Here is a 25,803-nt window from a genome sequence, read left to right on the forward strand (position 1 = left end):
GTGTTTTTTTTATGGATTAGCAATTTCCTTCAACGTCGCAGGAATCGCCTTCTTGGATTATTTTGATATCGGAATTAGATGCAGAAAATTCCGTCCAGCTTTTTTCCAAAACTTCCGAAAACAAATGCGTCGGCTGAGCTCCCGAAATTGCATATTTTTCATTAAAGACAAAAAACGGAACACCTTTGATTCCTAGAGAATCGGCGGCGAAAATATCATTCTTTACCAGTTTTGCCAACTCTGGAGATTGCACCGCATGTTGGATTTCTTCTTTTGAAAATCCTAATTTTTCTCCAATTTCCGAAAGCACTTCAACATCATCAATGTCTTTTCCCAATTTGAAATAAGCTTCGAAAAGAAGTTCTTCCATTTCGGTCGCTTTTCCTTTTTCTTTTGCGAGTTGAACCAGCATTTGACTTTTGAAAGAATTAGAAACTTTCACTTCATCAAAATTAAAACCGATGCCCGCATTTTTTCCAGATTGAATCAGGTTTTCGTGCATTTGCATAATTTGAGACATCGGAATACCTTTGACTTCAGACAGATATTCGTAATGATTTTTGGTCAAATCGGTTTTCATATTGGGGTCGAGTTGGAACGAATGCCAATTGACCTCGACTTTATCATTCTGAGAAAATGCCTGAAGCGCTTTCTCAAAATTTCTTTTTCCGATGAAACAAAACGGACAACGTGTGTCACTCCAAATATCTACTTTCATTTTGTTATTTTAAATATTTTCTAAAAGTCTTAGAGTAATTGTCATTAAAGTTGATCAATTCGATGTTTTTAAAAGAAATGACATCTGGTTTTTTATAGATTTTTCCAGTTGCGCTGTAATTTTGAATCGTCACGGATTTGTCATTTACTTCTAAAATTTCACCAATCGAAAATACATCTCTCTTCTTTTTTTTGCTCTCTACAATACAGTGGAAATCTTGTTTTTTAATTGATTTGAAAAGTGATTCAAAATCATTCAAAGAAGTTTTGTCTATGATTTTATGATTGAATTTGATGAGGTTTTCTTCCAAATAGATCTTCTTTGAAATTTCATCAACTTTATTGTGTCGAATACTTTTGACCCTGTCGTAAGGGACGATTTTAATTCCTGATAATGAAAAATCATAAGTTTCCTCAATCATCAAAAATTCATCAGAAAATTTGACAATGAAACCAGAAATTGCAGAATCATCGTAAAGAATTGTCTTTACAAAATCAACTTTATCAATATTTTTTTGAACCAGTTTTTTGAATCCTTTGTCTGATAATTTTTTCATTTTTTTTAATTATAAGTTAAAACGTCCAACTTCCATCTCCCAACTTTCCATCTATATTATATTAACTTCCCGTTCCAGCTCAATCCCATATTTTTCTTTTACGGAATCAATAATCATTGTTGAGAAATCAAAAATCTCTTTTCCAGTCGCATTCCCAGTTGCATTGATGATGACCAAAGCCTGAAGTTTATGTGACGCCACATTCCCGATTTGTTTGCCTTTCCAGCCACATTGTTCAATGAGCCAGCCAGCGGGAACTTTTACAAAATCGCCATTCGGATAACCTGGGATATTTTCGAATTTTAGTTTTAAAGTTTCATATTGAGCGAGCGGAATTGTCGGATTTTTAAAAAAGCTTCCAGCATTTCCAATCTCTTTTGGGTCGGGCAATTTGCTTTGTCTGATGTTAATGACCGCTCTGGAAACATCCTGAATCGTCGGATTGATGATTCCGATATTTTCCAATTCGGATTGGATTGCGCCATAAGCAACATCAATTCTATGAATATTTCTAGTCAATCGGAAAGTCACTTCCAAAATCACATATTTCCCTTTGCCTTCCTGCTTGAAAATCGAATCTCTGTAACCGAATCGACATTGTTCCGCGTTTAAGGTTTCTATTTCAAGGGTTTCAAGATTCAAAACTTTACAGCTTTCAAAAACATCTTTGATTTCCGTTCCGTAAGCGCCAATATTTTGCATCGGAGAAGTTCCTACATTTCCAGGAATCAACGACAGATTTTCCAATCCGCCGTAATTTTTCTCCAGACAAAACATCACAAATTGATGCCAGTTTTCTCCAGATTTTGCAGTGATCAGAATTTCATTTACATTAATGATTTCTTCGGTAATTCCTTTCAGATTTAATCTGATTACTAAGCCCTCAAAATCCTTTGTTAAAAGCAAATTGCTTCCGCCACCTAGGAAGAGTTGGAGAGTTTGAGGATTTGAGAGTTTGAGATTGTCACACTGAGCTTGTCGAAGTGTTTGAATAAGTTCTTCTACAGAATTGACTTCAGCAAAATATCTTGCAGAAACCTCTACGCCAAAGGTGTTGAAAGGTCTGAGAGAAATGTTTTCTTGAATTGTCATTATTTATATTGAGGAAGCAGATTGTTCAATTCGGTTTTCAACTTTTCCAATTGTTTATAACCTGCAGATTCAACTGGAACATTGTAGATTTCGTATTCTTTTTCTGCTGTTATGACTCTGAAAATCTCATCTGGTCCATCGTAAACTCCACGTCTTTCGCCACTTTGGGTTTTGTCCAAAACATCCAAGTTGATTCCGGAAACTAATTTTTCCCAATCTTTCTTAACGATTTTCTTACTTATGTTTGGAAATTCTTGTGTTCTTCCACCTCTCGCAACAGATTCCAAAGAGTCTGCCGTTGCGGTAATAGATGTAGTTCCGCCTCTTCCAAAAGTGTGAGTGAAGGAAATTGATTTGATAGATGAACTTGTCTGTGCAGTTGTTTTGCAACTAAGCAAAAACAAAGAAAGCGCAGAAAGCACAAATCCAATTTTTATTATTTTCATCGTTTTATGTTTTATTTAAATTCAGAATTATATTGTTGGATCGCATCTTTCAAGATCTCGACACTTCTTTTAAGATCTTCCTGTTTCAAAACGTACGCGATTCTCACTTGTTTTTTCCCAAGTTCAGGATTGCTGTAGAAACCGCCCATTGGCGCAACCATTACAGTTTCATTGTTGTTAGAATAACTTTCCAAAAGCCATTGTGCAAATTTCTCTGTATCATCTACTGGCAATTCCACACCACAATAGAATGCACCTTTTGGTTTTGGACAGACCACTCCGGGGATTTCGTTCAATAATCCTACCAAAAGATCTCTTCTTTCCGTGTATTCTTCTCTTACTTTTGCAATGTATTCTGCATCATTTTTATGCGCGGCCGTTGCTGCGATTTGACCCAAAAGAACGGGACTTAATCTAGCTTGTGCAAAAAGAATTGCTGCATCGTGGATTTTTTTTGAACGCGTAATTAAACAGCCAATTCTCGCCCCACACATCGAATATCTTTTGGATTCGGAATCGATAACGATCACGTTGTCTGCAACTTCTGGAAACTCGAACATTGAGATTTGATGTTCTCCGTCGTAAACATATTCTCTGTAAACTTCGTCGGAAATAATGACAATGTCGTGTTTTTTTGCAATCTCTGCCAATTGCTGCAGTTCTTCTCTTGAATATAAATATCCAGTTGGATTTCCTGGATTACAGATCACTATCGCTCTTGTTTTATCTGTAATTCTTTTCTCAAATTCTTCAATGGAAGGTAATGCAAACCCTGTATCAATCGTGGATGGAACCGCAACAATATTGATATTGAAAGTTCCTGCAAATCCGTTGTAATTTGCATAGTAAGGTTCTGGAATGATGATCTCATCGCCGTCATCGCAAAGTGTGGAAATGGCGAAGTTCAAAGCTTCTGAACCACCGTTTGTCACAATGAAATTATCTGTGGTCAAATCGGTAAACCCTAATGAATGGTAGTAATCTCTAAGCGCAATTCTGTAATCCAGATTCCCTTCGGAAAGTGCATATTCCAGAACTTTGAGATCGATGTTTTTGATGGCTTGTAAAGCGGTGTCAGGCGTCTCGATGTCGGGCTGACCAATGTTGAGGTGATAAACTTTGATTCCTTTTTGTTTTGCTGCTGTTGCAAACGGAACTAATTTTCTAACTGGAGACGCGGGCATATGTTGTGCGCGCTGAGATATTTTCGGCATTGTTTATTGACTTTGAGGTACAAAAATAGGGGAAAAAATTCAATCTTCAAGGTTCAAAATTCAGAGTTTGGAATGGCATATTAAATTTTGAACATTGTGTCTTGAATTAGTAGATTTGCAAGTATGAAAAAATCGGTTTTACTTTTTTTGTTCTTGTTGACATTAAGTTGTAAAACTTACAATACCTCAATTTTGGAAAACGGAGATTTGCTTTTTGTGCCAGCTGTGGAAACGGGATTGTCCGGCGCCATCAACAATGTGACGCAGACGAAAAAGAAAACGTCTTATGACCACATCGGAATCGTGAAGAAAGAATCCGACCATTTGTATGTTCTCCACGCCGCGCCAAAAGGTGGTTCACAAAAACAGAAATTAAATCATTTCCTGAAGGAGCAAACCAAACTCGGACAAAAAATTGATGTTTATCGTTTGAAAGAAGAATATCAATCTGTTATTCCAAATTCTGTTTCGAAGGCTGAAACTCTGGTTGGGAAACCATATAACTTTACTTATATCTTGGATGAAAATTCGTATTACTGTTCAGATTTTGTGGAGAGAGCTTTTCGTGAGAATCAGATTTTTGCATTGGAACCAATGACTTTCATCGATCCTAAAACAAAGAAAACCAATGCGTTTTGGGAAAAATTCTATCAAGATAAAAACCTGAAAGTGCCAGAAGGTGAACCTGGCTGTAATCCAAATGGACTGGCGTCTTCTGAAAAATTAAGCAAAATAGGAGAAATCAAGTAAAAAAAATTTGAAATTAATTCATACTTATTTGATAGGAATTAGTATTTTTCTATATTTGCCTTCATAAAATTTACTATGGATATATTTGAAAGAATTGAAAATAACCCAGGTCCATTGGGCGAATTTGCAAGTTATGCAGATGGGGAATATATTTTTCCACAATTGGAAGGCGAGATCTCTACAAGAATGGTTTTCAAAGGCCGAGAAATGATTGTCTTTAGCCTCAACAATTATCTTGGTTTGGCCAATCATCCAGAAGTACGAAAAATTGATGCAGAAACTGGGAAAGCTTTCGGATTGGCTTATCCAATGGGTTCCCGCGCAATGACGGGACAAACCAAATACCACCAGCAATTGGAAAGAGAGCTTGCCGATTTTACCCAAAAAGAAGATGCACTTCTATTGAATTTCGGTTACCAAGGAATGTTTTCATTAATTGACACCCTACTGACCAGAAATGATGTAGTGGTCTACGACAGCGAAAGTCACGCATGCGCGATTGACGGCGTCAAATTGCACCGAGGAAAAAGATTCGTCTTCGCCCATAATGATATCGAAAGTTTTGAAAAATCGCTTCAAAAAGCAACTAAAATAACCAATGAAACTGGAGGTGGAATTCTGGTTCTGACAGAAGGTGTTTTCAGTATGAATGCAGAACAGGGCAAGCTGAAGGAAATTGTCGCTTTGAAGGAAAAATATCCATTCCGACTGATTGTTGACGATGCGCACGGACTTGGCGTGATGGGAAAAAATGGGATTGGAACAGGCGAGGAGCAAGGTGTTCAAAATGATATCGACCTTTATTTTTCGACTTTTACCAAATCATTTGCAGGTTTTGGAGCGTTTGTTTCTGGGAAAGCGAGCGTCATCAAATATGTAAAATACAACATTCGTTCGCAGATTTTTGCAAAAGCCTTGCCAGTGACAATGGTGATTGGAATTCAAAAAAGATTGGAACTAATCAAGAAAAATCCGCAATTGCGTGATCGACTTTGGGAAAACGTCCACAAAATTCAAAAAGGTTTGACGGAACTCGGTTTCGATATTGGAAAGACGGATACTTGCATCACACCGGTCTACATCAAAGCTGATACATTAGAAGCGACGTTAATTGTGAAAGAACTGAGAGAAGTTCATGGGATTTTTACAAGTATTGTGGTTTATCCTGTCATTCCAAAAGGTTTGGTAATGCTAAGAATCATTGCGACAGCAGAACATACTGATTTTGAGATAGAACAACTTTTATTGGCCTTCAAAAGTTTGAAAAAAGAATCAAGTCATCCACCAATATTAATAAATGATTAATTTCTGAAAATTTAATTCATACTTATTTGGTGGGAATTAAATAATTTCTATATTTGCAATAGAATTAAGATTAAATGAAACGCATATTCTCTCAAATCATAATGTGTAACTCCAAGTAGATCATTGGGTAGGAGAGAATATGTCTTAAGCTTTACCCCTTTTCGGTAGAGCTTTTTTTATTTCAAAAATTGATATAAGCTATGGGAAAACTTTCTAATAAAAATATTTACGTCGATGAGAATGCTGTATCGATTGTGGCATACCAAGTGATTCTGATCACCGTTTTCGGGATTCATTTTCAACAACAATGGTTGTTGCTTTTTCTGGCCTTCGACTTTCTTCTTCGTGCCACCGGATTGTTCGCTTCGCCATTATATTATGTAGCGAAGAAAGTTTCCGAGTTTCTCTATTTTGACAATAAACCTGTTTTTGCAGGACCTAAGAGATTTGCAGCGATGTTGGGATTTGTAATGACAATCCTCATTGCATTTTCTTATGATTCCCAAATTGGGATTTTCCTTGGCATTACGCTGATTGCATTGGCCGCTTTGGAAAGTGTTTTCAGCGTCTGTATAGGCTGTTACATTTACAATTTTCTAATCGTCCCGATTCAAAACAAATTCAACAATTCACCAAAATAATATATGATTATGATTTACAAACAAGAAACTTTCGGCAACAGTTTTGTTCCGAAGCCAGCAAAGGAAATTATTCTGGAAATAGAACTGAATGGAAAAATCAGATTTGATCTTCTGCTTTACACGATTTACAACCATTACAAAATCAGTTACAAAATCGTAAACGCACACATCGAATATCTGAATGGGAACAACTTCGGGAACGTAAAACTTCTTCTGAAAATAACGGATGATGAGATCGACAAAATCGAAAATTATCTTGGCGAATATAAAATGATGAGTTGCAAAATACCTGTCTTACAACAAAAAAAAGAAGCTTCATAAAGCTTCTTTTTTATTTTTAATATATTCTGATGGGGAGATTCCTGTTTTCTGTTTGAATATCCTATAAAAACTTGCTTTGGATTGAAAACCACAATCGTTGGCAATAGACATAATGGTAAATTTCGTAGTATCTCCTTTTTCAAATTTTTCAAGAACCTCCTTGATTCTGTAATCGTTGATTAGATTATAAAAATTAGTATTAAGATGTTGATTCAGAAGTTCGGAAAGTTTTTTATTGGAAATTCCTATTTTGTCAGATAGATCTGTTAGATTGAGTTCGTCATCCAAAAATATCTTGTCAATTTCAAGTAGCTTATTTAATTTTTCTTTGATGATCTCTATTTTTTCACTTGAAAAAGCATCCAATTGTCTGATTGGAGAATTCTTTTCCAAATTTTCGGAAAGCTCAGCATCTTCATTATTTGAAAGATTGATGACGTTGGTATTACCGCTGTTCTCAATCTTTTGTAATAGAAAATCAGGCATCAGTATTCTGGACTGGAACATCCCTTGATATCCAAGATACAGATAAAATCCTACAAATAAGAATGCGATGATTGTTCCTATATTCCATGGTATTTGAGGAAAGAACATTTCATAGATTGTACAGCAAGAGTCAATTAATATGATTGCAAAAAGACCTAATGTCAATTGCTTGTACCAGCTGAGGTCATCCTTTTTCAGAATAGAATAGTTTTCTTCAAAGAGAATTTCTAGTTTTGCGAAAAAATTTAATGTCAGAATGATGTATACGCCTAAAAATGTATTTTCCAATAAATTGAAATAAGGCTCTATTGCATTGTAAAATTTATGAAAGAATGTTAAATAATCCGTAGCCATTGCAATAGATAACGGAATATTAAGACATAAGAAGACGATAAAAAAGGGAATAAGATTTTTAAGAAGAGGTCTGATGATTTTTTTCTGAGGAAGCACCAGAGATTTGAGTAAGAACAATATCACTGGTCCTAATAAATATCCAACGCCATGACCAAAAAAGACAGCAATAGCACCAATTATATGTGACCGATGCAAATAACCGTAATAATATAAAAGAAAGAAAAAGGCGTTACTAAATAAAACAATGAGCAGTAGCCGTGTAATGTCTCTACCGGATCTGATGAGAAAAAAAATCAATAAAAAAATAAAAAACATTCCGGCAATCAAACCGAAGTCAATAAACATCTCCCAACTTTCCATAGTGAAAAGTAGAGAATCTATTAGACTTTTACAAATTTGATTGCCAGAATTTAATAAAATTTAATTTTTAATAATTTTTGATTGATATTTGTTATCGATCTTTAGTATATAAGTGCCTTTCAGAAGAATATTTGTTTTTACTTCTTGATTCTTTCCAAGTACGCCAGATAAAATTTCTCTTCCAATCATATCATAAATGGCATATCTACTTCCTGATAATTCTTCTTTTGCCTTTACATAAAAAATATCTGAAGAAGGATTTGGATAAACTAAAAGATTTGCTTTTGAATTTAAATCCTGTACGCCAAGATCCGTATTAGTAAGTTTTACAACATAAGAATCTCTGAAACCTCTGGAGGAAACATAGTAGTTGCTACTTCCGGTCGGGTTGAGATTTGCAAGCTCATCAAATGCGCCTCCTATGTAAATGTTATCATTCGCATCTTTCGCAGCACAATGTGTATCAATAAAATCAACGCCGGCAAATAATTTTGCATCAACAAATTTACCTTCGGTGTTTAATTTTGCCAAAAATGCATTCATAAAATGGTTAGTGTTCTGTTCTACTTCGATGTCATCAAATTTTACATTACCACCGACATATCCTGTTATAAAAGTCTCTTGATTTTTGTTAACAACAAGACCGTAGCCGAGAGACGAAGCTTCTTCTGTCAAAGGTTTCATGTAATTGGCCCAAACTAATTTTCCATTATTGTCGATCTTGAATACAAATCCAGTGAGCATGTTTTCTGCTGTGAAAGTATATTGTCCATTATGATCAACGTCTGGTCCGAAATCTATCGTACCTCCAAAATATCCTGAGACGTAAGCATTGTTACTATCATCCAAACTAAGACGTGTAGGTGTTGCGCCTGTACTGGATGTAAGGCTTTTGGTAGTTGTTACATTCACAAATTTCCCAGATAGATCCATTTTTAAAACAAAAACATCGAATCCCTCCGCTGTAAATTCATGTGTTTGATTAGCATCCGGATCAAAATCTGTAGTTTCTGTGAAGTTACCTAATATGTAAAGATTTTCATTTTGTAATTTCATATCCATGGTAGTTGTCAGAAAGCCACCAATTGTTTTTACCCAAGAAAGGTCTCCGTTATTTGATAATTTTACAAAAAAAGAATCTACCAGACCTTTTGGTGTCAGAATGTTTTCAGCTTCTGATGGATCAAAGTCAACTGCTCCGGAAAAATATCCAGCAAGATAAACCTCTCCATTGGAAGATACTTGTACAGCACTAGTTTCTTCGTAGCCTTCTCCTCCGATTCCTTTGGCCCAGACAAAATTGCCATTCGGGTCGAGTTTCAGAACAAAAATATCTTGCGCGCCGTGGGACGTCAATGTTTGTGCTGTACCACCTGGATTAAAATTGACAGTCTCTTCATAGATTCCTGTTACATAAATATTATTGTTAGCATCTACAGTGATAGATGTTCCATAGTCGTTAGACGTTCCACCTATGCCTTTGACCCAGAGTAATTGACCACTTGGCGAAGTTTTAGATATGAAGATATCGTACATTCCTTTTGACGTAAGATCTGTCTGCTGCAATTCTTCTCCAAAAATAGAATTATCAGTAAAGTATCCAGTTGCGTAAGAATTCCCTTGCGCATCTACAGCCAATGAACGAATGACATCGTCTCCCTCTCCCCCGAATGTTTTGGCCCAAGAAAATTCCTGCGCACTGGTTTGAACAATCCCTACTAGGATTGAAATAAAATAAAATACTTTTCTCATATTTAACTGGATTATTTAATTATTAAGACAAAATAAGTGAGAAATATGATAGTAAAGTTCTTATTGGAAGCAGTGAGACACTAATATCTGATTTTTTTTGAATTGAATATTAATGTTTAAATAAAAAAAGTGTTCTTAATGAACACTTTAAATTCTTCTAATATCAGCACCAATTGCTCTCAATCTCTCATCGATGTTTTCATAACCACGATCGATCTGTTCGATGTTTTGAATGACTGATTTTCCTTCTGCGGAAAGTGCCGCGATGAGCAAAGCGTTTCCAGCTCTGATGTCTGGGGAAACCATTGTCGTTCCTCTCAACGGTGTTTCTTGATTCATTCCGATGACAGTTGCTCTATGTGGATCGCAAAGAATGATTTGCGCGCCCATATCGATCAATTTATCCACGAAGAACAAACGGCTTTCGAACATTTTTTGATGGATCAAAACCGAACCTTTTGCTTGAGTTGCCACAACTAAAATGATTGATAAAAGATCTGGCGTAAATCCTGGCCAAGGTGCATCTGAAACGGTCAAGATAGATCCGTCGATGAATTTCTGGATTTTATAATTTTCCTGAGAAGGAATATAAATATCATCACCTCTTTGCTCCAACTGGATTCCCAGCTTTCTGAAAGTATTGGGGATCACACCCAACTCATTCCAATTGACGTCCTTGATTGTGATCTCTGATTTTGTCATCGCTGCCAAACCAATCCAAGATCCGATCTCTACCATATCAGGTAACATTCTGTGGTCGGTTCCGTTCAATTTGTCAACGCCTTCTACAATCAAAAGGTTCGAGCCAATTCCGGAGATATTCGCGCCCATTCTGTTTAGCATTTTGCATAATTGCTGAAGATATGGTTCGCAAGCGGCGTTGTAAATGCTTGTTTTTCCTTTTGCTAAAACTGCTGCCATCACGATGTTTGCAGTTCCAGTGACGGAAGCTTCCTCCAAAAGGATGAATTTTCCGTTCAGTTCTTTTGCTTTTAATGAGTAGAAAGCTTCTTCTTCATCATAAGAAAATTCTGCTCCCAATTCCACAAAACCTTGGAAATGCGTGTCCAAACGTCTTCTTCCGATTTTGTCACCACCAGGCGTTGGAAGATAAGCTTCACCAAATCTCGCCAACATCGGGCCCAAGATCATCACAGAACCTCTCAGTTTTGCGCCGTCTTTTTTGAATTCTTTGGATTTTATATAGTCGAAATTAACCTCATCTGCCTTGAAAGTGTAATCACCTTTTCCGTTTTTGGTAACTTTTACATTAAAGTCTTGTAAGATCTCAATCAATTTGTTGACATCTTTAATATCCGGAATATTGCTGATTCGCACCTCGTCTTCGGTTAGCAAAACAGCACAAAGGATTTGCAAAGCTTCGTTCTTGGCACCTTGCGGTGTAATCTCGCCGCTTAATTTTTTCCCTCCTCTTATTTCGAACGCATCACTCATTATCTTCTGTTATTTTTATGGTTTTGGAAATTGTTTTTCCTGTTGTTATTTTGATTGTTGTTTCTGTTGTTAGGGTTGCGGTTGTTATTATTTCGGTTCGCCGCATAGTATATTTTGCTTCTCTCCAAAGATTCCAAGCCAGTAAGATCCAGTTTGTCACCGGACAGTTCCTTCAAATGGCGAAAGATCACATCATCCTGCACGTGCTCTTTGTTGTAGACGTTGTAGGATTTTTTCATATTGTTGGCAATCACGTGGGTGAGGGCTTCTTTTTCGTCGCCTTCTTCCAATGCAATCGCTTTTTCTATCAATTGTAAAATGCTTTTTCCGTAGAATTTATAAGCATTGTCCAACGATGGGTAATCCATTTTTCTTGGTTTCGAAATCAAATCTTCTGCCGAAACAGGAGGATATGGAGAATCTACATCCAACTCATAGTTTGACAAGATGAAAAGATGATCCCAAAGTTTGTGTTTATAGTTTTCTTCATCGCGAAGATGCGGGTTCCTTTGTCCCATGAATTCCACGATTGCAAGAGCCATTTCGTTGCGTTCTTCTTTGCTGGTAAGCGTTTTGCAATGCTCCACCAGTTGCTGTATGTTGCGCCCATATTCGGGCATTAGTAGTTGTGTTCTGTCGGTATTATATTCCATAATGGTGCAAATATAAAACATTTCGGGTTCAAAGTCTGAAATTCAAAATCGAGTGCTTGTTTTTTTCTTGATCAATGTCTTTTTGGTTGAGAATTTTAGATATGACTAAGCTCTTGAAATCTTCTCTTAAGCTTGTCTGGCTGAGGCTCTCTAAGCCTTTTTAATTAAGGAAATGCTATTTCTCAATAAACTTTTTCCTCTGTTCCGTACTTGGCAAAAAACATTGATTGGAAGCCAACTTTTGTCGATTACGCGAAACAAGATTATAAAATTGATTCCCGATTGCGTCAGGAAGTATTTTCCCAATTGAAGCCAAAGAATAAATACCGCCAATTTCGGAAGCTATTTCCAAAATCGCCTGATATTTGGTCAGGTAAAAACTATCTGGTTTCCACAGATAAAGCGTATCAAAAACCTGATTCGGAAGATTTCTTTCATTCAAAAACTTCTGTCCAAATTCCGATTGTAGCGACGAGAATAGGAACTTGTCATTTTTATCCTTCTCCAAGATCCATTGCACCCAATGGTTGCAAAATCCACATTCGCCATCATAGAAAACGATGTTTTTGTCTTTGAAACTTACTGAGATATCTGTGGTCATAAGGCGTTGGTTTGTTGGATTTGTTTTTGGACCATTCGGAAATAATCCACTAATTTTTTTCTTTGTTCATCAGTCAGTTTTGCATCAGGATGTCCGAGCGTGTAACTTTCCAAAGGCATTTTTTTCTGTTCTACATATTCCGAAGCTTCCTCCAATTTATGGATTTGACGTTTGGAATCGTAGGTTGCAAATGTAGAGAAATTAAGTTCCAGTCTTGCCTCATCGATATGACTTTTCAAAAGCCAACCCGCTGGCTGAATGTAGCTGTAAGCCGGATATTCTGTTTCGTTGGAATGACAATCGTAGCAGGAATTTCTGATAATATTGGCAATCGGTTCCGGCGTATTTTTAATCTTAATAAAATCCATTCCATCATTGGTCGCTGGATTCACTTTATCAATTTGAAAAAACTGAATCATTATGAAAGCTACCAAAAGAACAATTAATACTTTTTTCATAGTTTGATTTTGCATTAATATAACAAAATCTCGTCCAAAAGGTAAAATCAACAAACAAAGCAAATGTGAAAAGAAAAAATCTAAAAAATCTTTGCTGAGTTTGTAGTTTATACTGAGCTTGTCGAAGTGTCTTTGCGAACCTTAAAATATTTTCAATAAAGTCAAAAAATCTTAGCGGACCTAGAGCTTGTTTAAATTTCATCAAAATTATTTTCCCCGACCCTAAAGGGAAGTAATTTTGATGAAATTTTCAAGGTGTTTTTCCACCCTTTAGGGTTGGGGAAAAGAAAAATGCTTTGAAAGTTTTATTTTATAATCATTTTTAAACATGCTCTTAGTGTTCAAAATTCCGCATAATTATCCCTCACAAAACCTTGGAGCTGAAACTCAAAACCTTAAACACGAAAAATTTCGTACATTTGCAAAAATTTTGGGCTTCGAAAGTCGAAGTAACCCATTCTTAACCAAGTCTTACGCTCATTGATTCTTAAGCTGAGCTGAGACCAAGAAACAAATTTATGTCAAATATTGTCGCAATCGTTGGGCGCCCCAACGTAGGAAAATCCACATTATTTAATCGATTATTAGAAAGAAGAGAAGCCATCGTAGATTCTACTGCCGGCGTTACCAGAGACCGTCACTACGGAAAATCTGACTGGAACGGCGTTGATTTTACCGTGATCGACACAGGTGGTTATGACGTAGGAACAGACGACGTTTTCGAAGTGGAGATCCGCAAGCAGGTCCAATTGGCTGTGGACGAAGCAACTTCTATCATCTTTATGGTGAGCGTGGACGACGGACTTACAGACACCGATCAAGAGATCTTCGAATTATTAAGAAAATCAAACAAGCCTTTATATTTGGTAGTCAACAAAGTGGATTCTTCCAAAGAAGAACTTCCTGCAACCGAATTTTACCAATTGGGCGTTGAAAAATATTTCACTTTATCTTCCGCAACAGGCTCCGGAACCGGAGAATTGCTAGATGCTGTGGTAAGAGATTTCCCGACTACAGATTACAAAGATCCATTCGAAGGTTTGCCAAAGATCACCATCGCAGGCCGTCCAAACGTAGGAAAATCTACAATGACGAACGCGCTCCTTGATGTTGAAAGAAATATCGTAACCGATGTTGCCGGAACCACAAGAGACAGTATCCAAACTTTGTACAACAAATTCGGACACGAGTTTGTGCTGGTAGACACTGCCGGAATGCGTCGTAAAGCGAAGGTTTCCGAGGATCTGGAGTTCTACTCTGTAATGAGATCCATCCGTTCTATCGAATATTCCGATGTCGTGATCTTGATGGTAGATGCCACGCAAGGTTGGGAATCTCAGGATATGAACATCTTCGGATTGGCTCAGAAAAACAGAAAGGGAATCGTGATCCTTGTCAACAAATGGGATCTCATCGAGGACAAACATACTAACACGATCCGTGATTTTGAACAATCCATCAGAGACAAAATCGGTCAGTTCAATGACATCCCCATTCTTTTCGTTTCAGCTTTGACGAAACAAAGAATCCTGAAAGCCGTAGAAATGGCAATGGTTGTTTACGAAGACCGTAAGAAAAAGATCAAAACGTCCAAACTGAATGAAGTGATGTTGCCGATCTTCGAAGCAATGCCACCGCCGTCCAACAAAGGAAAATACATCAAGATCAAATATTGTGTGCAGTTGCCAACGCCATCGCCACAGTTCGTATTCTTCTGCAACCTTCCGCAATATGTGAAGGAGCCGTACAAGCGATTCACCGAAAATCAACTTCGTAAAAACTTTGGTTTCACCGGAGTGCCGATCGAGATCTACTTCAGACAAAAATAAAAATCCAAACCCTTTCTTAGTTCAAACTTCGAGAGGGTTTTTTTATTTTAGGAGCATCACGTGTCTATTTCTTTTCACCAGTCAAACCCGCTATCCACTATATCTTTTTCTTTTTCAGAACGTTTGCAATCCAAATCGAAATGGAGTACCAAAAAAAAGAAAAAGGATGCCGTTCCTATCGGGGCTATGTTGAGGTTTTCCATCATCTTTCAAGATTTTAAAATTAGTTTTATTAAAAAGCTATTCTAAAAAAGTCGCAGAGCGACTATCTGTTAATAGAACAGAAATCAGGAATACGAAAAAGCTCCAGAAGAGTGACCTATAACAATCAAAATATCATTAGATAACGAATTTCATTTAAAATAATTTGAAACCAAATTTAAACAGTTTCCAAATTTTTACGATATTTACCCACAAAATAAACGAAATGCTAAAAGTTTTATCAGAAGAATTCTCACTAGTGAATTCCTGGATCAATGACCTTCGAAATGTTGAGGTACAAAATGACCGTTTAAAATTCCGTAGAAATATGGAACGCATCGGCGAAATTGCCGCTTTCGAGATCAGCAAAACTTTGAATTATATCGACATCGAAATTACAACGCCACTGGAAAAGATCTCCGTCAAAGAAATCGAAACACAACCAGTCATCACTACGATTCTTAGAGCTGGCGTTCCATTATTTCAAGGGATTCTCAATTATTTTGATAAAGCAGATTGCGGATTTGTAGCGGCTTATAGAAAACACGATATCAACGATTATTTTTCCATCAAACAAGATTATCTCACTTGCCCGAAATTGGACAATCGTCCATTGATTGTGGCTGATCCAATGTTAGCAACCGGCGCTTCACTCATTGAAGCCATCAAAGATCTTTTGACCAACGGAAAACCAACTTCCATTCATATCGTTGCGGCCATCGCTAGCAGACAAGGCGTTGAAACTATCCAAAAAGCTTATCCTGACGCAAACATCTGGATTGGCGCATTGGACGAAAGTCTGACTTCAAAAGGTTACATCACGCCAGGTTTGGGTGACGCAGGCGATTTGAGCTATGGCGAGAAACTTCAACGCTAAAATTTATCAATTATAATTGATTGCCACTCATCATTTATCAATTATCATTCATCACTTATTACTATATGTCCATTGCCATCACAAGCAAACTGACCTTCACATTGTCGGAATTGCGCAGGATTTCCCAAGCGATGTTTGAGCTTGTGTTTCCGGTGGTGTAAACGTCATCGATTAATAATAGATGCTTATCACAGATCTTCTTGGTCAGTTGATAGGCATTTTTTGTTTTCAGACGTTCGCTTTGTCCTTTCTTCGCTTGTGCCTTGGAATGTTTTGTTCGTTGAAGAAGAGAATGGCTGATCGGAATCTGAAAATGCTTTGACAACTCATTTCCGAAAATATGAAGTTGATTGTAGCCTCTTTGTTTCAGCTTTTTGGGATGGAGTGGAACGGTGGCGATGAGGTCTGGCTTTTTGTCTTCGAAGTTTAATTTTTCGATCGTCCATTCTGCGAGATTCTTCCCGATCTTTTCGCGGTGGTTATACTTCAATTGTTGAATGATCTTTTGCGACAGACTTTCCTTTTCATAAAGCATTAATGAAAACGCATTTTCAACCGGAAATAGGAGAGAAGCCTTTTCCTTCAAACCATTGTTTTCTGAGAATTGATGATGGGAAAAATGGATCTTGTCTTTGCAAATCTCACAGACGATCTCATTTTTGTCAATCAACTGATTGCAATCCAGACAGCGGTTTGGGAAGAGAAAATCGAAAAGCATTGTTTGTGTTTTGAAAATTAAAATTAAGAATTTAATTCAAAACTAAAAACCCCTTCAGAGTTTTAAACTCTAAAGGGGTTAGAAATTATAAGATTTATATAATTAATAATTTACCATTAATAATTAATAAAGCAATTTGTAATATTCATCTGCCATTCTATCACTTCCGAATTGGATTTTTACATCATCCATTGCGTTGTGGACAATCTTTCTCCATTGGTCTGGCTTCTCGTAATAGGCTGGGATGATCTCGTTTTCCAAAACGTCATAAAGATTATTAAGGTCAAATTGATCTTGCTCTATCGTTGGCCAATTGTCATAATCCGCCTTTGGAACTACGAAGGAGTTTTCCCCATGTTTCGCAAATTCCGGAATCCAACCATCATCCGTTGAAAGGTTGACAGATCCGTTCATAGAAGCGGTCATTCCGCTTGTTCCGGATGCTTCTCTTGGAACTCTTGGGTTATTCAACCAAATGTCAGAACCTTGTTTTAATGATTTGCTTAATGCCAATTCGTAGCCTGTAAGCACGGCCATATTTTTATGATTCTTGCTTTCCTCAACCAAGTTGTTAAAAGTAGAGATCGAGCCATAATCCATCGGGTAAGGTTTTCCTGCCCAAATGATTTGAACTGGATGATCTTTGTTGGATAGCAATTTTCTGAAACGCTCTTTGTCTGCCAAAAGAAGGTCTGCTCTTTTGTAACCTGCGAAACGTCTTGCCCATACAATGGTGAGAACTTTTGTGTCAAACATATTTCCAGTTTGATCTGCTACGATTCTGAAGGCTCTTTTCTTTAGATAAGCTTTTCTGATGTCAAATTCTTCATTGTCACCATTTTCTTTGTGCTGATAAAGTGCTTTGTCTCCCCAATAACCAAATTCCTGAGCGTTGGTGATCGACCTGATTTCGCAGATGCCTTCATATTTGTTCCACATTTCTCTGGAAACTACGCCGTGCAACTGGGAAACACCATTAGCAACTCTTGCCATTCTCAAGGCACAAAGTGAATGGTTGAATCTGTCGTCTTCTACACCTTCGATCTTCTTTACCTCATCGATGGTCAATCCGCAGAAATACGACATATCGTGGCAAAGGTGGATGTTGTGTTTTTCGTTTCCTGCTTCTTCTGGTGTGTGTGTGGTGAAAACCAATTTTTCTTTCACTTTGGCCAAATCACCGCCATATTTTCTTAATAAATAAAATGCGGCTGGCAATCCGTGCGCCTCGTTCAAGTGGTAAACATCTCTTTCGAAATTCATCACGTCCAAAAGTTTTGCACCACCTTTTCCTAGAAGAATGTATTGGGCAACTTTAGTAGATTCGTTGGCATCGTAAAGTTTATGGCAGATCGTTTTTGATAAGTGATCATTCTCAGGAACGTCTGTGCTCAGGAAGAACATTGGACAAGTTTTGAAAGTCTCTGGAGCCAAGTACCAAACTTTTACCCAAACCGGGGCGTTGTGGATCTCGATTTGAAATTTGATGCCGGTATCTTCTAAGAAACTGTACATTTTTTTTGTCCAGATTGGATTCAGGGTTTGATCCATATTTCTGCTTTGGTCGTAGTAACCATATTTCCACAAAATCCCGATTCCCAAGAAATCCTGTTTCAAATTGTAAGCACTTTTCATATGAGAACCTGCAAGGAATCCCAAACCACCACTGTAGATCTTAAGCGATTGGTCTATCGCAAATTCCATTGAGAAATAAGCTGTTTTTTTTGAGTAATCTGGATTGATGCTGTAAGGCATCTTGAAGTTTTTAAAATCCATTCGTATTATTTTTTTAAGGTCTTGTCTATATACTTGCAAATATAACAATTACTTTTTGGTACGGGAGTTTAGTAGGAATAATGTTAAAAAAATCAATGAAAAATTTCGACACCCGGCTGTTATTGCTTGTTTTTGAAGCTTTCTATTTGTTTTTAGAAGTCCTTAATCTGGAATCTTCCTTCTGTATTGTCAGGCTGAGGTTCTCGAAGCCTTTTCATTTTATTATTAATTTTAATTCATATAAGTGTTTAGTGTTCAATTATTTATTAAATTTAAACAGGTTTAATTTCTAATCAATTCAAAATGATCTATTGTGAAGACCTTCAGAAGAATTTGGACGTGTACGTCGCTTCCAAAACCTGCAAATCGGAAAATATGGTAAAGTGGTACGATTCCATTGGTAATGCAAATCTGCACGAGCGCGAGGAATATCAAAAGAAAACCGAGCTTCTTTTGCTGAGTACATTATTTGCTCATTATCCAGATATTGAAATCGAAAATTTGACAGGTGAGAGTCCGGATTTTATTATTAATTATCAGGGAAAAAGCATCGGTGTTGAAGTTTCGGAGATCATCAATCATTTTGAACTCAAGAAAAAAGAAAGTTACATCAATCATATCTTTCGAACCGTGGAAAGTTTGCTTTCGGATTATAAAAGTCTTTCCGGTATTTATTATCTCAGCATCGATTACCATCAGGAAGATTTTTATCAGCAACCAGAGCAGTTGATCAAAGAAATCTCGTCTGCAATCACCAACAACAAGAACACGAAATTTGTCAAACATATCAGGAGAACGCCCCATCACAAGGGCGTTCTTTTGTTTTTAGAGTATCGGTTTTCTTTGTTCGATGAGCTTCACTCCGAAAAAATCCGCCAGGTTATCGAAAAGAAAAACAGCAAGTACAAACTTTACAATGCTAAAGCCAAAGAATGCTGGTTGGTTTTAGTTTCAAATATGTACAATATAGCTTCCCGATATACCTACATCTACGCCAAAGAAGAATTGAAGAATATTAGCAGTCCATTTTCTAAAATCTTGCATATTGAGAATCTTCATAGTCAGATGATGGTGATCAAATAAATCTTTACCAAAATTAATTGCTTGAAAAAAATTGTTATTCTGTATTATATAGAATAAGGTTTGTTTCGTGTAAAAATGGGCATTAATAGGCGAATAAACTAATGTTGTAGCGGATCAATGTTATAAAAAAACTTTATTGAAAATGATATACAATTAAACGCTAGTTTGGTTAATAGATTGTATTAATGTTAAATTTTTAAACAAGTTGCAAAGAATTCAATAAATAGTTTACATTTGTCTTCGAAAAAAAAATAACACAAATGAGAAGAGATTTATTCTTCGGTCCACTTCAGGATCGCATTTCTAGATGCCTAATATTATTGACTGTGCTTTTGAGTGTTGGAGTTTGGGGGCAGGTAACACTCGCAGGATGGACTTTTCCAACAACCTCCGGTAATGCCCCTGCTACTTTAGGTGCGGAATGTGGAGTTTTATCTACATCATCCAATTTTTATGCTGATGGAACAAATGGATCTAGTAATTGGTCAGATGCCGCTTCTAGATTATATTTTGCGGGTAATACAAATTCTTCCGCCCCTTGTTCTGTTACTGCTGCAACTGGGGCATATTCTTTAGTGAATAGTTCTTCTCATAACGGTAAAGGAATTATTTTTAAACTATCAAGTTCTGGTTATAAAGATTTAGTTTTAAGTTATGATACTAGAGGTACTAGCACGGGTTTCTCAACACATGTATGGTCATATAGTATCGATGGTACTTTCTTTAGTAATTTATCCACGATTACTGGTAGGACAGATACATCTTTTTCAACGCAAATTGTTGATTTTAGCTCAATAACTGCATTGAACGATATACCGGTTATCTATGTTAAACTAGTACTTTCGGGAGCTTCTGGTACTGGAAATAATAGAATTGATAATGTAAAGTTTGTTGGAACAGCTGTGCCGTCAGGTAAAACTGTAACTTTCAACTCAAACTATGGTACTCCAACTACCACTACGCAAACCTCGTCCATCGCAGCAAATCTTACTGCAAATTCATTTACTAGAACAGGTTATGCCTTTGCAAATTGGCATACAACAACTTCTGGTACAGGAGGAACAACTTATACAGACGGACAGAATTACAGTTTCTCATCCGACCTTGCTTTGTATGCACAATGGAACATTAATCAATATGCTGTTTCATATGATTTAAATGGTGGTACAGGAACAGTTCCAACAGCTCAAACCGCCAATTATGATTCAAATATTATTTTGTCCTCTGGTACTGGGTTTTCTAGGGCTGGATTTACTTTTAGTGGTTGGAATACTGTTGCAAACGGGAGTGGAACTGCATATGCTGCAGGTGCAAACTATGTGGTTCCTGCCACAAACCAAACTCTTTATGCTCAATGGATCTCTACAGCACCAGTAATTAGTACTTCCGGTACCATCACCGCAATGACAACAGTATATGGAACGCCATCTGCTCCACGTAGTTTTACTTTCACAGCAAATAACTTAACAGGATCGCAACTTATTGCAACAGCATCTGTTGGGTTTGAAGTTTCTATAAGTTCAGATGGAACTTATGGTAGCACTGCAAACTATTCTGTGTTAGATGGAAGTTCTTCGGGTACGATTTATATAAGAATAGCAAAAACAACTTCTGTAGGTTCACATGCAGGAGGAAGTGTGACTTTAGCTGATAATACCAACTCCGCCACAGCGTCGGCAACAATTGCTACAAGTACGGTAAACCCAAAAGAGTTAACAATTTCAGGTCTCACGGCTACGGGCAAAGTATATGATGGAAATACATCTGCATCAGTTACTGGAACGCCAGCATACGTAGGATTAGAAAATAATGAAACATTTCCCGTTAGTAATAGTGCAACATGGGCATTCAGTACAAAAAATGTGGGAGCAACTTTAACTAGATCAGGTAATTATAATGCTCCAAGTACCAACTACACCATTACGCAACCAGCTTTAACAGCCACAATAACTCCAAAGACACTCGCGATTTCTGCGCCATCAATTACTTCAAAAGTATATAATGGTTCTACCACAACAGGAGCAGTCTCGCCAGGAACACTTTCGGGACTTGTGGGAACTGAGGCTCTTGCTGTTTCAGGGATCGGAACATTTGATGTACCAAACGCTGCTGATGCTGGGACAAATAAACCGGCTACGATCGTTTACACTTTGGCAAATGGCTCAAATGGAGGTTTGGCAACAAATTACTCTTTAGCAAATGGAGCGGGAGTGGGTGATATCACAAAGGCAACACCTGTTTATACAGCTACAACTATTTCCTTAAGTGTTGGTGGTAGCCAAACTATTGCGTCAAGTATTTCAAACTCTCCAGGTGCACTGACTTTTTCATCTTTAAATACAGGAATTGCAACTGTTGGCGCAACAAATGGTCTTGTGTCAGGTGTTGCAGTTGGTTCGACCACAGTTAATGTTACTCAGGCAGAAAGTACTAATTATATCGCTGGTAGTACGGCAGTTCCAGTGAGTGTGAACGCTATTACCTATCTTAATGGTGATTTTATGACAAAATCCACAGGGACTTGGACAAATAATACAAGTGGTACTGTAATATGGTACAAAAGGGTAAATGGGGCATGGGTTGAGCAATCAGCTGGTTCATTTCCTTCTGGAACAACTAGTTCTTACACTGTTTACATTACAGAAGATATTGAAGTGCCTGCATCAGGAGTGACTCAGCTTGCTACTTCTAAAATCTATGTAACCAATAATAAAACCTTAACATACAGATGGGGTTCTAATCAGTGGACTTTTAATAACATTATAATTGATAATGGTGCTACCATAAAGTTAGATGCAGCAGGAAGGTTTACCGTGTCAAGTTCTGGACAATTTGAAATATTGAACGGTGGCAATTTCAACTATAGTAATACTTCAACCAACGCATCCGCTGCAAATATGAATTCCTCGCTTTGGAATGGAACAGAAGTTTTCCATCCAAATTCTAATGTGATTATTGGATATCACCAGAGCGGAGGCAGTAATTATTTTTTACCTTCTGCTACTAGCTTAAGTACACACACGGAAAATGGAACAACTGCTTACTTTGGAAATTTGATTTTTGATGCTTCTGTTCAAGACATAAGGCTTACTGCTACTAATTTGTCCTCAACAACAACTTATCTAACTGCAGGGAATTTGGAGATAAGACCTTATTCTATATCTAGCGGATCGCAAAATTTATTTTATGGAGCTGGTAATTGGATTATAGGTAAAAACTTAATAATTGGTTCGAATTCAACTTCGGCGGTTAATTCATCTACTGTTGTTTTGAAAGCTTCAACAAATTCAGGAAATATAGGGATAAAAGTAAAAGGGGATGTCATTAATAATTCAACTAATACCTTAAACCTTTCAAATAGTACATTGGGATTGATGGAGTTAAATGTTGATGGTGATTTGGAGATTGGTGAATCTGCTAAACTTATTAGTACTTTAAATAGCAATCCATCTTTCAATTTTTCAGGTACAGGCAATGGCTCTACGGATGCTTTAACCCAGACGATAGATGTGAAAAATGCTGCGACATCAAGTAATATCGTATTCAGTGTCAACTCTGGTGCGTACGTAAAACTCATCAATCAAGATCTTGCTTTAGGGACTAACTCCTCATTTACAGTAAAGACTGGAGGTACTCTAGATTTCGGTTTCAATGGTGCTAATGCGTTGAATATAACTAGGGTGGTTGCTCCTGCTGCTGCAGTCGGTCAATCATTTACCAGTGAGACAGGAAGTACCCTGAAAATATCCTCGCCTGACGGGATTGTTGCAGGATCTACAACGCCCGCTAGTGATTTGTACAAAGGAAATGTACAGGTCGGTTCATCCAATGCTGCTAGATTATTCAGTCCCAATGTGACTTATCACTACATAGGAAAAGCAAATCAAATCACAGGTAGTGGTTTGCCACAAGGTATTACAGGTAAAGTGATCGTGGATCTGGAAACACAATCCGTCACGCAGGACGATCTTGATTTTAAATCTAGTAATACAACTTCTTTCGGAACTTCCGGTGGTAACAATGGTGTTTTAGAAATTAGAAAAGGAAGGGTGTTTGATGAAGCTGGAAATGGTTTCAGAAATTTCAATGGCATTGCTGATGATGGTGAAGATGCGACACAACGTGGTGATATTACTATGACTGGAGGTAGATATGTGATTTCTGGCTCGGGAACCAAGCCCAACTTGTCCGGGAATTATAATCTTGTTGCAGGTACCGTAGAATTTGCTGGAACTTCTGCTTCTAAGATTAGAGTAAAGCCCCTCTATCACAATGTGGATGTTTCTGGAACCAATGTGGAGCCAGGAGGTAAAAATCTGAATGTGAATAATTTGTTAAAGATTACGGATCCATTTGCTGTGTTTACTATTCCATCAACTTTGGAGTCAGAAAATCCGTATGTTGTAAATGCCAAAAAAGGAATTCAGATAGTTGCTGGTGGTAAAGCACTTTTTAAGAATAATGCGAATCTATTGCAAGACAAGGATGCTGCAAACATTGGAAGCATTACAATGGAACGCAATGCAAATGTACCATCCACACAGTACAATTATTGGTCATCACCAGTTAAGAGTCAAACTTTGTATAGTTTGTATGCTGGGATTCCTAATAATTCTGTGATGGTTTATAATTCTGCTAATGACCGATTCACTGCGCTTACAACAGCTAGCAATCCTTTGTCTGCGTTCGCTAAAGGTTATTCTATCAAAGGATCGGCGACATTAGGGGATGCTATCACGGCAAATTTCGTTGGTGAACCGAATAATGAAACGACTTCCGGTGTTAATACTATAGTTTTGTCCGCTGCAGGAAATAATTATAATTTAATTGGAAATCCATATCCGTCGAATCTTAATATTCAAGCATTGTACAATGATCCAGATAATACTGCTAAATTTTATAATGATTTAGACGAGTCGCCAACAGTCTACTTCTGGGATAATACAAGCAACACCTATCTTTCTCAATTAGGATCGGGCTATGTCAATCAAAATTATGCAATATTCAATTTGTCCTCTGGTGTTGGAACGTCAGCACCAAGGTTTGGAACAAGTGGTAAAATACCAAATGGCATTGTGAAACCAGGTCAAGGATTTATTATAAGAGCTTTGGAAACAGCTGGAAATCTTACTTTTAAAAATTCTCATAGAACTAGCACTTCTGGAGTAGGTGGCGTTTATTATAAGGAATCTTCGGAAAATAATGATAGATATTGGCTGCGACTTACGACTTCAAATAATATGAATATCGTTATAGCTTTGGCTTACAATCCGGAGGCTAGCAATTCTTTTGAGCGTTTCGATAGTACTATTTTCAGTGAGGCTGTTACGGAGAATTTTTATTCATTAAGTTCAGATTCCAAAAAGTTGGCAATCCAGAGCAGGGAAGGAAATTTCAATTCTGAAGATGTCATTCCTTTGGCTGTCAAAACTTCTGTCAACGGAACTCAAAAAATCAGTATCAATGAAAAATCAGGCATCTTCGCTGAAAGTCAGAGTATCTATCTCAGAGATAAATTATTGAATAAAATCATCAATTTAAGTAGTGGTGATTATACTTTCGAAGCTTCAAAAGGAACAGATGCCACTCGTTTTGAGATTGTCTATAAAGATACTTCTGTTTTAGGGAATAATGAAACTACAAAATCTGACTTCATCGTTTACAGAGACAAAGATTCGTTCGTGGTTAAGTCCTCGAAAATATTAGGTAGAGTAGAGATTTATGATGTTGGTGGCAGATTGATTCGTCAGCTGACATCCAAAGAAAAAAGTTTGACCTTTGATGCAAGTGAGTTGTCAAATGCGATCTATATTATAAAAGCAGAAAATTCTGGTGATGTGAAAACAAAGAAGATTCTAAAATAATATAGTTTTAAAATAGATTTAAAAACCTTTCAGAATTTCATTTCTGAAAGGTTTTTTTATGTCAAAAATTTATTTGCAGAAACAAATCTGGATTAATATTCCTTTATCCGATACACACCAAATTTTGTTAATTATTATCTTCAATGTAAACTAAATACTAATTTTTTTAAAGTATTAATAAAAATAAAAAATATTTCTTTCACGATATGTGTTAATATATTAATTTTGCTAAATTATATATGATAAATAAATTGTTATGAAGATAAAATTACTAATTAGTTGTTATTCTGCTA

The 25,803-nt window shown here is 36.9% G+C and carries 21 protein-coding genes; 8 read left to right on the top strand and 13 right to left on the bottom strand.

Features of this window, described 5'->3' with window-relative positions; genetic code table 11:
- Window positions 1-16: 16 nt before the first annotated feature.
- From IO90_RS11655 to IO90_RS11675, 5 genes are read right to left on the bottom strand one after another with little or no spacing between them, the layout of a single operon-like run.
- Window positions 17-718: a DsbA family protein gene (locus IO90_RS11655; RefSeq protein ID WP_034966638.1), complete on the bottom strand. Its 702-nt coding sequence runs from the start codon at window positions 716-718 to the stop codon at window positions 17-19.
- A gap of 4 nt (window positions 719-722) precedes the next feature.
- A complete protein-coding gene (locus IO90_RS11660) occupies window positions 723-1,274 on the bottom strand; it encodes a hypothetical protein (RefSeq protein WP_034966640.1) in 552 nt (183 codons plus the stop codon).
- 51 nt (window positions 1,275-1,325) lie between these two features.
- On the bottom strand, window positions 1,326-2,366 hold the full coding sequence (murB, locus tag IO90_RS11665; RefSeq protein ID WP_034966642.1) for a UDP-N-acetylmuramate dehydrogenase: 1,041 nt from the start codon (window positions 2,364-2,366) through the stop codon (window positions 1,326-1,328).
- On the bottom strand, window positions 2,366-2,812 hold the full coding sequence (locus IO90_RS11670) for a hypothetical protein (protein WP_034966645.1): 447 nt from the start codon (window positions 2,810-2,812) through the stop codon (window positions 2,366-2,368). The genes murB and IO90_RS11670 overlap by 1 nt, the downstream gene beginning before the upstream one ends.
- Before the next feature lie 11 nt (window positions 2,813-2,823).
- On the bottom strand, window positions 2,824-4,026 hold the full coding sequence (locus tag IO90_RS11675) for a pyridoxal phosphate-dependent aminotransferase (RefSeq protein ID WP_034966647.1): 1,203 nt from the start codon (window positions 4,024-4,026) through the stop codon (window positions 2,824-2,826).
- 123 nt (window positions 4,027-4,149) lie between these two features.
- Between IO90_RS11675 and IO90_RS11680 the strand changes: the two genes are divergently transcribed.
- The 4 genes from IO90_RS11680 (at window position 4,150) to IO90_RS11695 (ending at window position 7,043) form a co-directional block, all read left to right on the top strand.
- Complete coding sequence (locus IO90_RS11680) at window positions 4,150-4,776, top strand: YiiX/YebB-like N1pC/P60 family cysteine hydrolase (RefSeq protein ID WP_034966649.1); 627 nt, start codon at window positions 4,150-4,152, stop codon at window positions 4,774-4,776.
- Between the two features lie 75 nt (window positions 4,777-4,851).
- Entirely contained in the window at window positions 4,852-6,081 is a 1,230-nt protein-coding gene (locus tag IO90_RS11685; protein ID WP_034966651.1) for an aminotransferase class I/II-fold pyridoxal phosphate-dependent enzyme, read from the top strand.
- 200 nt (window positions 6,082-6,281) lie between these two features.
- On the top strand, window positions 6,282-6,722 hold the full coding sequence (locus IO90_RS18420; RefSeq protein WP_051878585.1) for a DUF4395 domain-containing protein: 441 nt from the start codon (window positions 6,282-6,284) through the stop codon (window positions 6,720-6,722).
- A 9-nt stretch (window positions 6,723-6,731) separates the two neighbouring features.
- On the top strand, window positions 6,732-7,043 hold the full coding sequence (locus IO90_RS11695; protein WP_034966653.1) for an NIL domain-containing protein: 312 nt from the start codon (window positions 6,732-6,734) through the stop codon (window positions 7,041-7,043).
- Here IO90_RS11695 and IO90_RS19020 read toward each other — a convergent pair.
- The 6 genes from IO90_RS19020 to IO90_RS11725 all read right to left on the bottom strand — a co-directional run bounded on the left by IO90_RS19020 (window position 7,038) and on the right by IO90_RS11725 (window position 13,162).
- Window positions 7,038-7,817, bottom strand: coding sequence for a helix-turn-helix domain-containing protein (locus IO90_RS19020; protein ID WP_165570275.1), 780 nt, complete (start codon window positions 7,815-7,817; stop codon window positions 7,038-7,040). The two genes, IO90_RS11695 and IO90_RS19020, sit on opposite strands and share 6 nt — an antisense overlap.
- A gap of 486 nt (window positions 7,818-8,303) precedes the next feature.
- Window positions 8,304-9,995 carry a T9SS type A sorting domain-containing protein gene (locus IO90_RS11705; RefSeq protein ID WP_034966655.1) on the bottom strand — a complete coding sequence of 564 codons (1,692 nt, stop codon included), beginning with the start codon at window positions 9,993-9,995 and terminating at the stop codon, window positions 8,304-8,306.
- A gap of 147 nt (window positions 9,996-10,142) precedes the next feature.
- Window positions 10,143-11,450, bottom strand: coding sequence for a UDP-N-acetylglucosamine 1-carboxyvinyltransferase (gene murA / locus IO90_RS11710; protein ID WP_034966657.1), 1,308 nt, complete (start codon window positions 11,448-11,450; stop codon window positions 10,143-10,145).
- Window positions 11,450-12,103, bottom strand: coding sequence for a DUF4290 domain-containing protein (locus IO90_RS11715; protein ID WP_034966660.1), 654 nt, complete (start codon window positions 12,101-12,103; stop codon window positions 11,450-11,452). The genes murA and IO90_RS11715 overlap by 1 nt, the downstream gene beginning before the upstream one ends.
- Before the next feature lie 175 nt (window positions 12,104-12,278).
- Window positions 12,279-12,704, bottom strand: coding sequence for a thiol-disulfide oxidoreductase DCC family protein (locus IO90_RS11720; RefSeq protein WP_034966662.1), 426 nt, complete (start codon window positions 12,702-12,704; stop codon window positions 12,279-12,281).
- The gene (locus tag IO90_RS11725; RefSeq protein WP_034969013.1) at window positions 12,701-13,162 is read right to left on the bottom strand and encodes a heme-binding domain-containing protein; all 462 of its coding nucleotides are present in this window, start codon (window positions 13,160-13,162) and stop codon (window positions 12,701-12,703) included. The genes IO90_RS11720 and IO90_RS11725 overlap by 4 nt, the downstream gene beginning before the upstream one ends.
- A 518-nt stretch (window positions 13,163-13,680) precedes the next feature.
- Here IO90_RS11725 and der point away from each other — a divergent pair.
- Together der and upp are read left to right on the top strand one after the other, a co-directional pair.
- Window positions 13,681-14,991, top strand: coding sequence for a ribosome biogenesis GTPase Der (gene der, locus IO90_RS11730; RefSeq protein ID WP_028121367.1), 1,311 nt, complete (start codon window positions 13,681-13,683; stop codon window positions 14,989-14,991).
- Window positions 14,992-15,418: 427 nt separating this feature from the next.
- On the top strand, window positions 15,419-16,069 hold the full coding sequence (gene upp, locus IO90_RS11735; RefSeq protein WP_034966664.1) for a uracil phosphoribosyltransferase: 651 nt from the start codon (window positions 15,419-15,421) through the stop codon (window positions 16,067-16,069).
- Between the two features lie 61 nt (window positions 16,070-16,130).
- On the opposite strand, the gene IO90_RS11740 is transcribed toward upp, so the two are convergent.
- Both IO90_RS11740 and glgP read right to left on the bottom strand, forming a co-directional pair.
- Window positions 16,131-16,787: a ComF family protein gene (locus IO90_RS11740; protein ID WP_034966666.1), complete on the bottom strand. Its 657-nt coding sequence runs from the start codon at window positions 16,785-16,787 to the stop codon at window positions 16,131-16,133.
- 123 nt (window positions 16,788-16,910) lie between these two features.
- Window positions 16,911-18,563, bottom strand: a complete 1,653-nt coding sequence (glgP, locus tag IO90_RS11745) for an alpha-glucan family phosphorylase (RefSeq protein WP_034966668.1) — start codon at window positions 18,561-18,563, stop codon at window positions 16,911-16,913.
- Window positions 18,564-18,866: 303 nt separating this feature from the next.
- Here glgP and IO90_RS11750 point away from each other — a divergent pair, with 303 nt between their 5' ends.
- Complete coding sequence (locus IO90_RS11750) at window positions 18,867-19,646, top strand: hypothetical protein (RefSeq protein WP_034966670.1); 780 nt, start codon at window positions 18,867-18,869, stop codon at window positions 19,644-19,646.
- A gap of 803 nt (window positions 19,647-20,449) precedes the next feature.
- Window positions 20,450-25,510, top strand: coding sequence for a beta strand repeat-containing protein (locus IO90_RS11755; RefSeq protein WP_034966671.1), 5,061 nt, complete (start codon window positions 20,450-20,452; stop codon window positions 25,508-25,510).
- Window positions 25,511-25,803: the final 293 nt, after the last annotated feature.

It is taken from the genome of Chryseobacterium sp. FH1, from assembly GCF_000735135.1.
Lineage (GTDB): Bacteria > Bacteroidota > Bacteroidia > Flavobacteriales > Weeksellaceae > Epilithonimonas.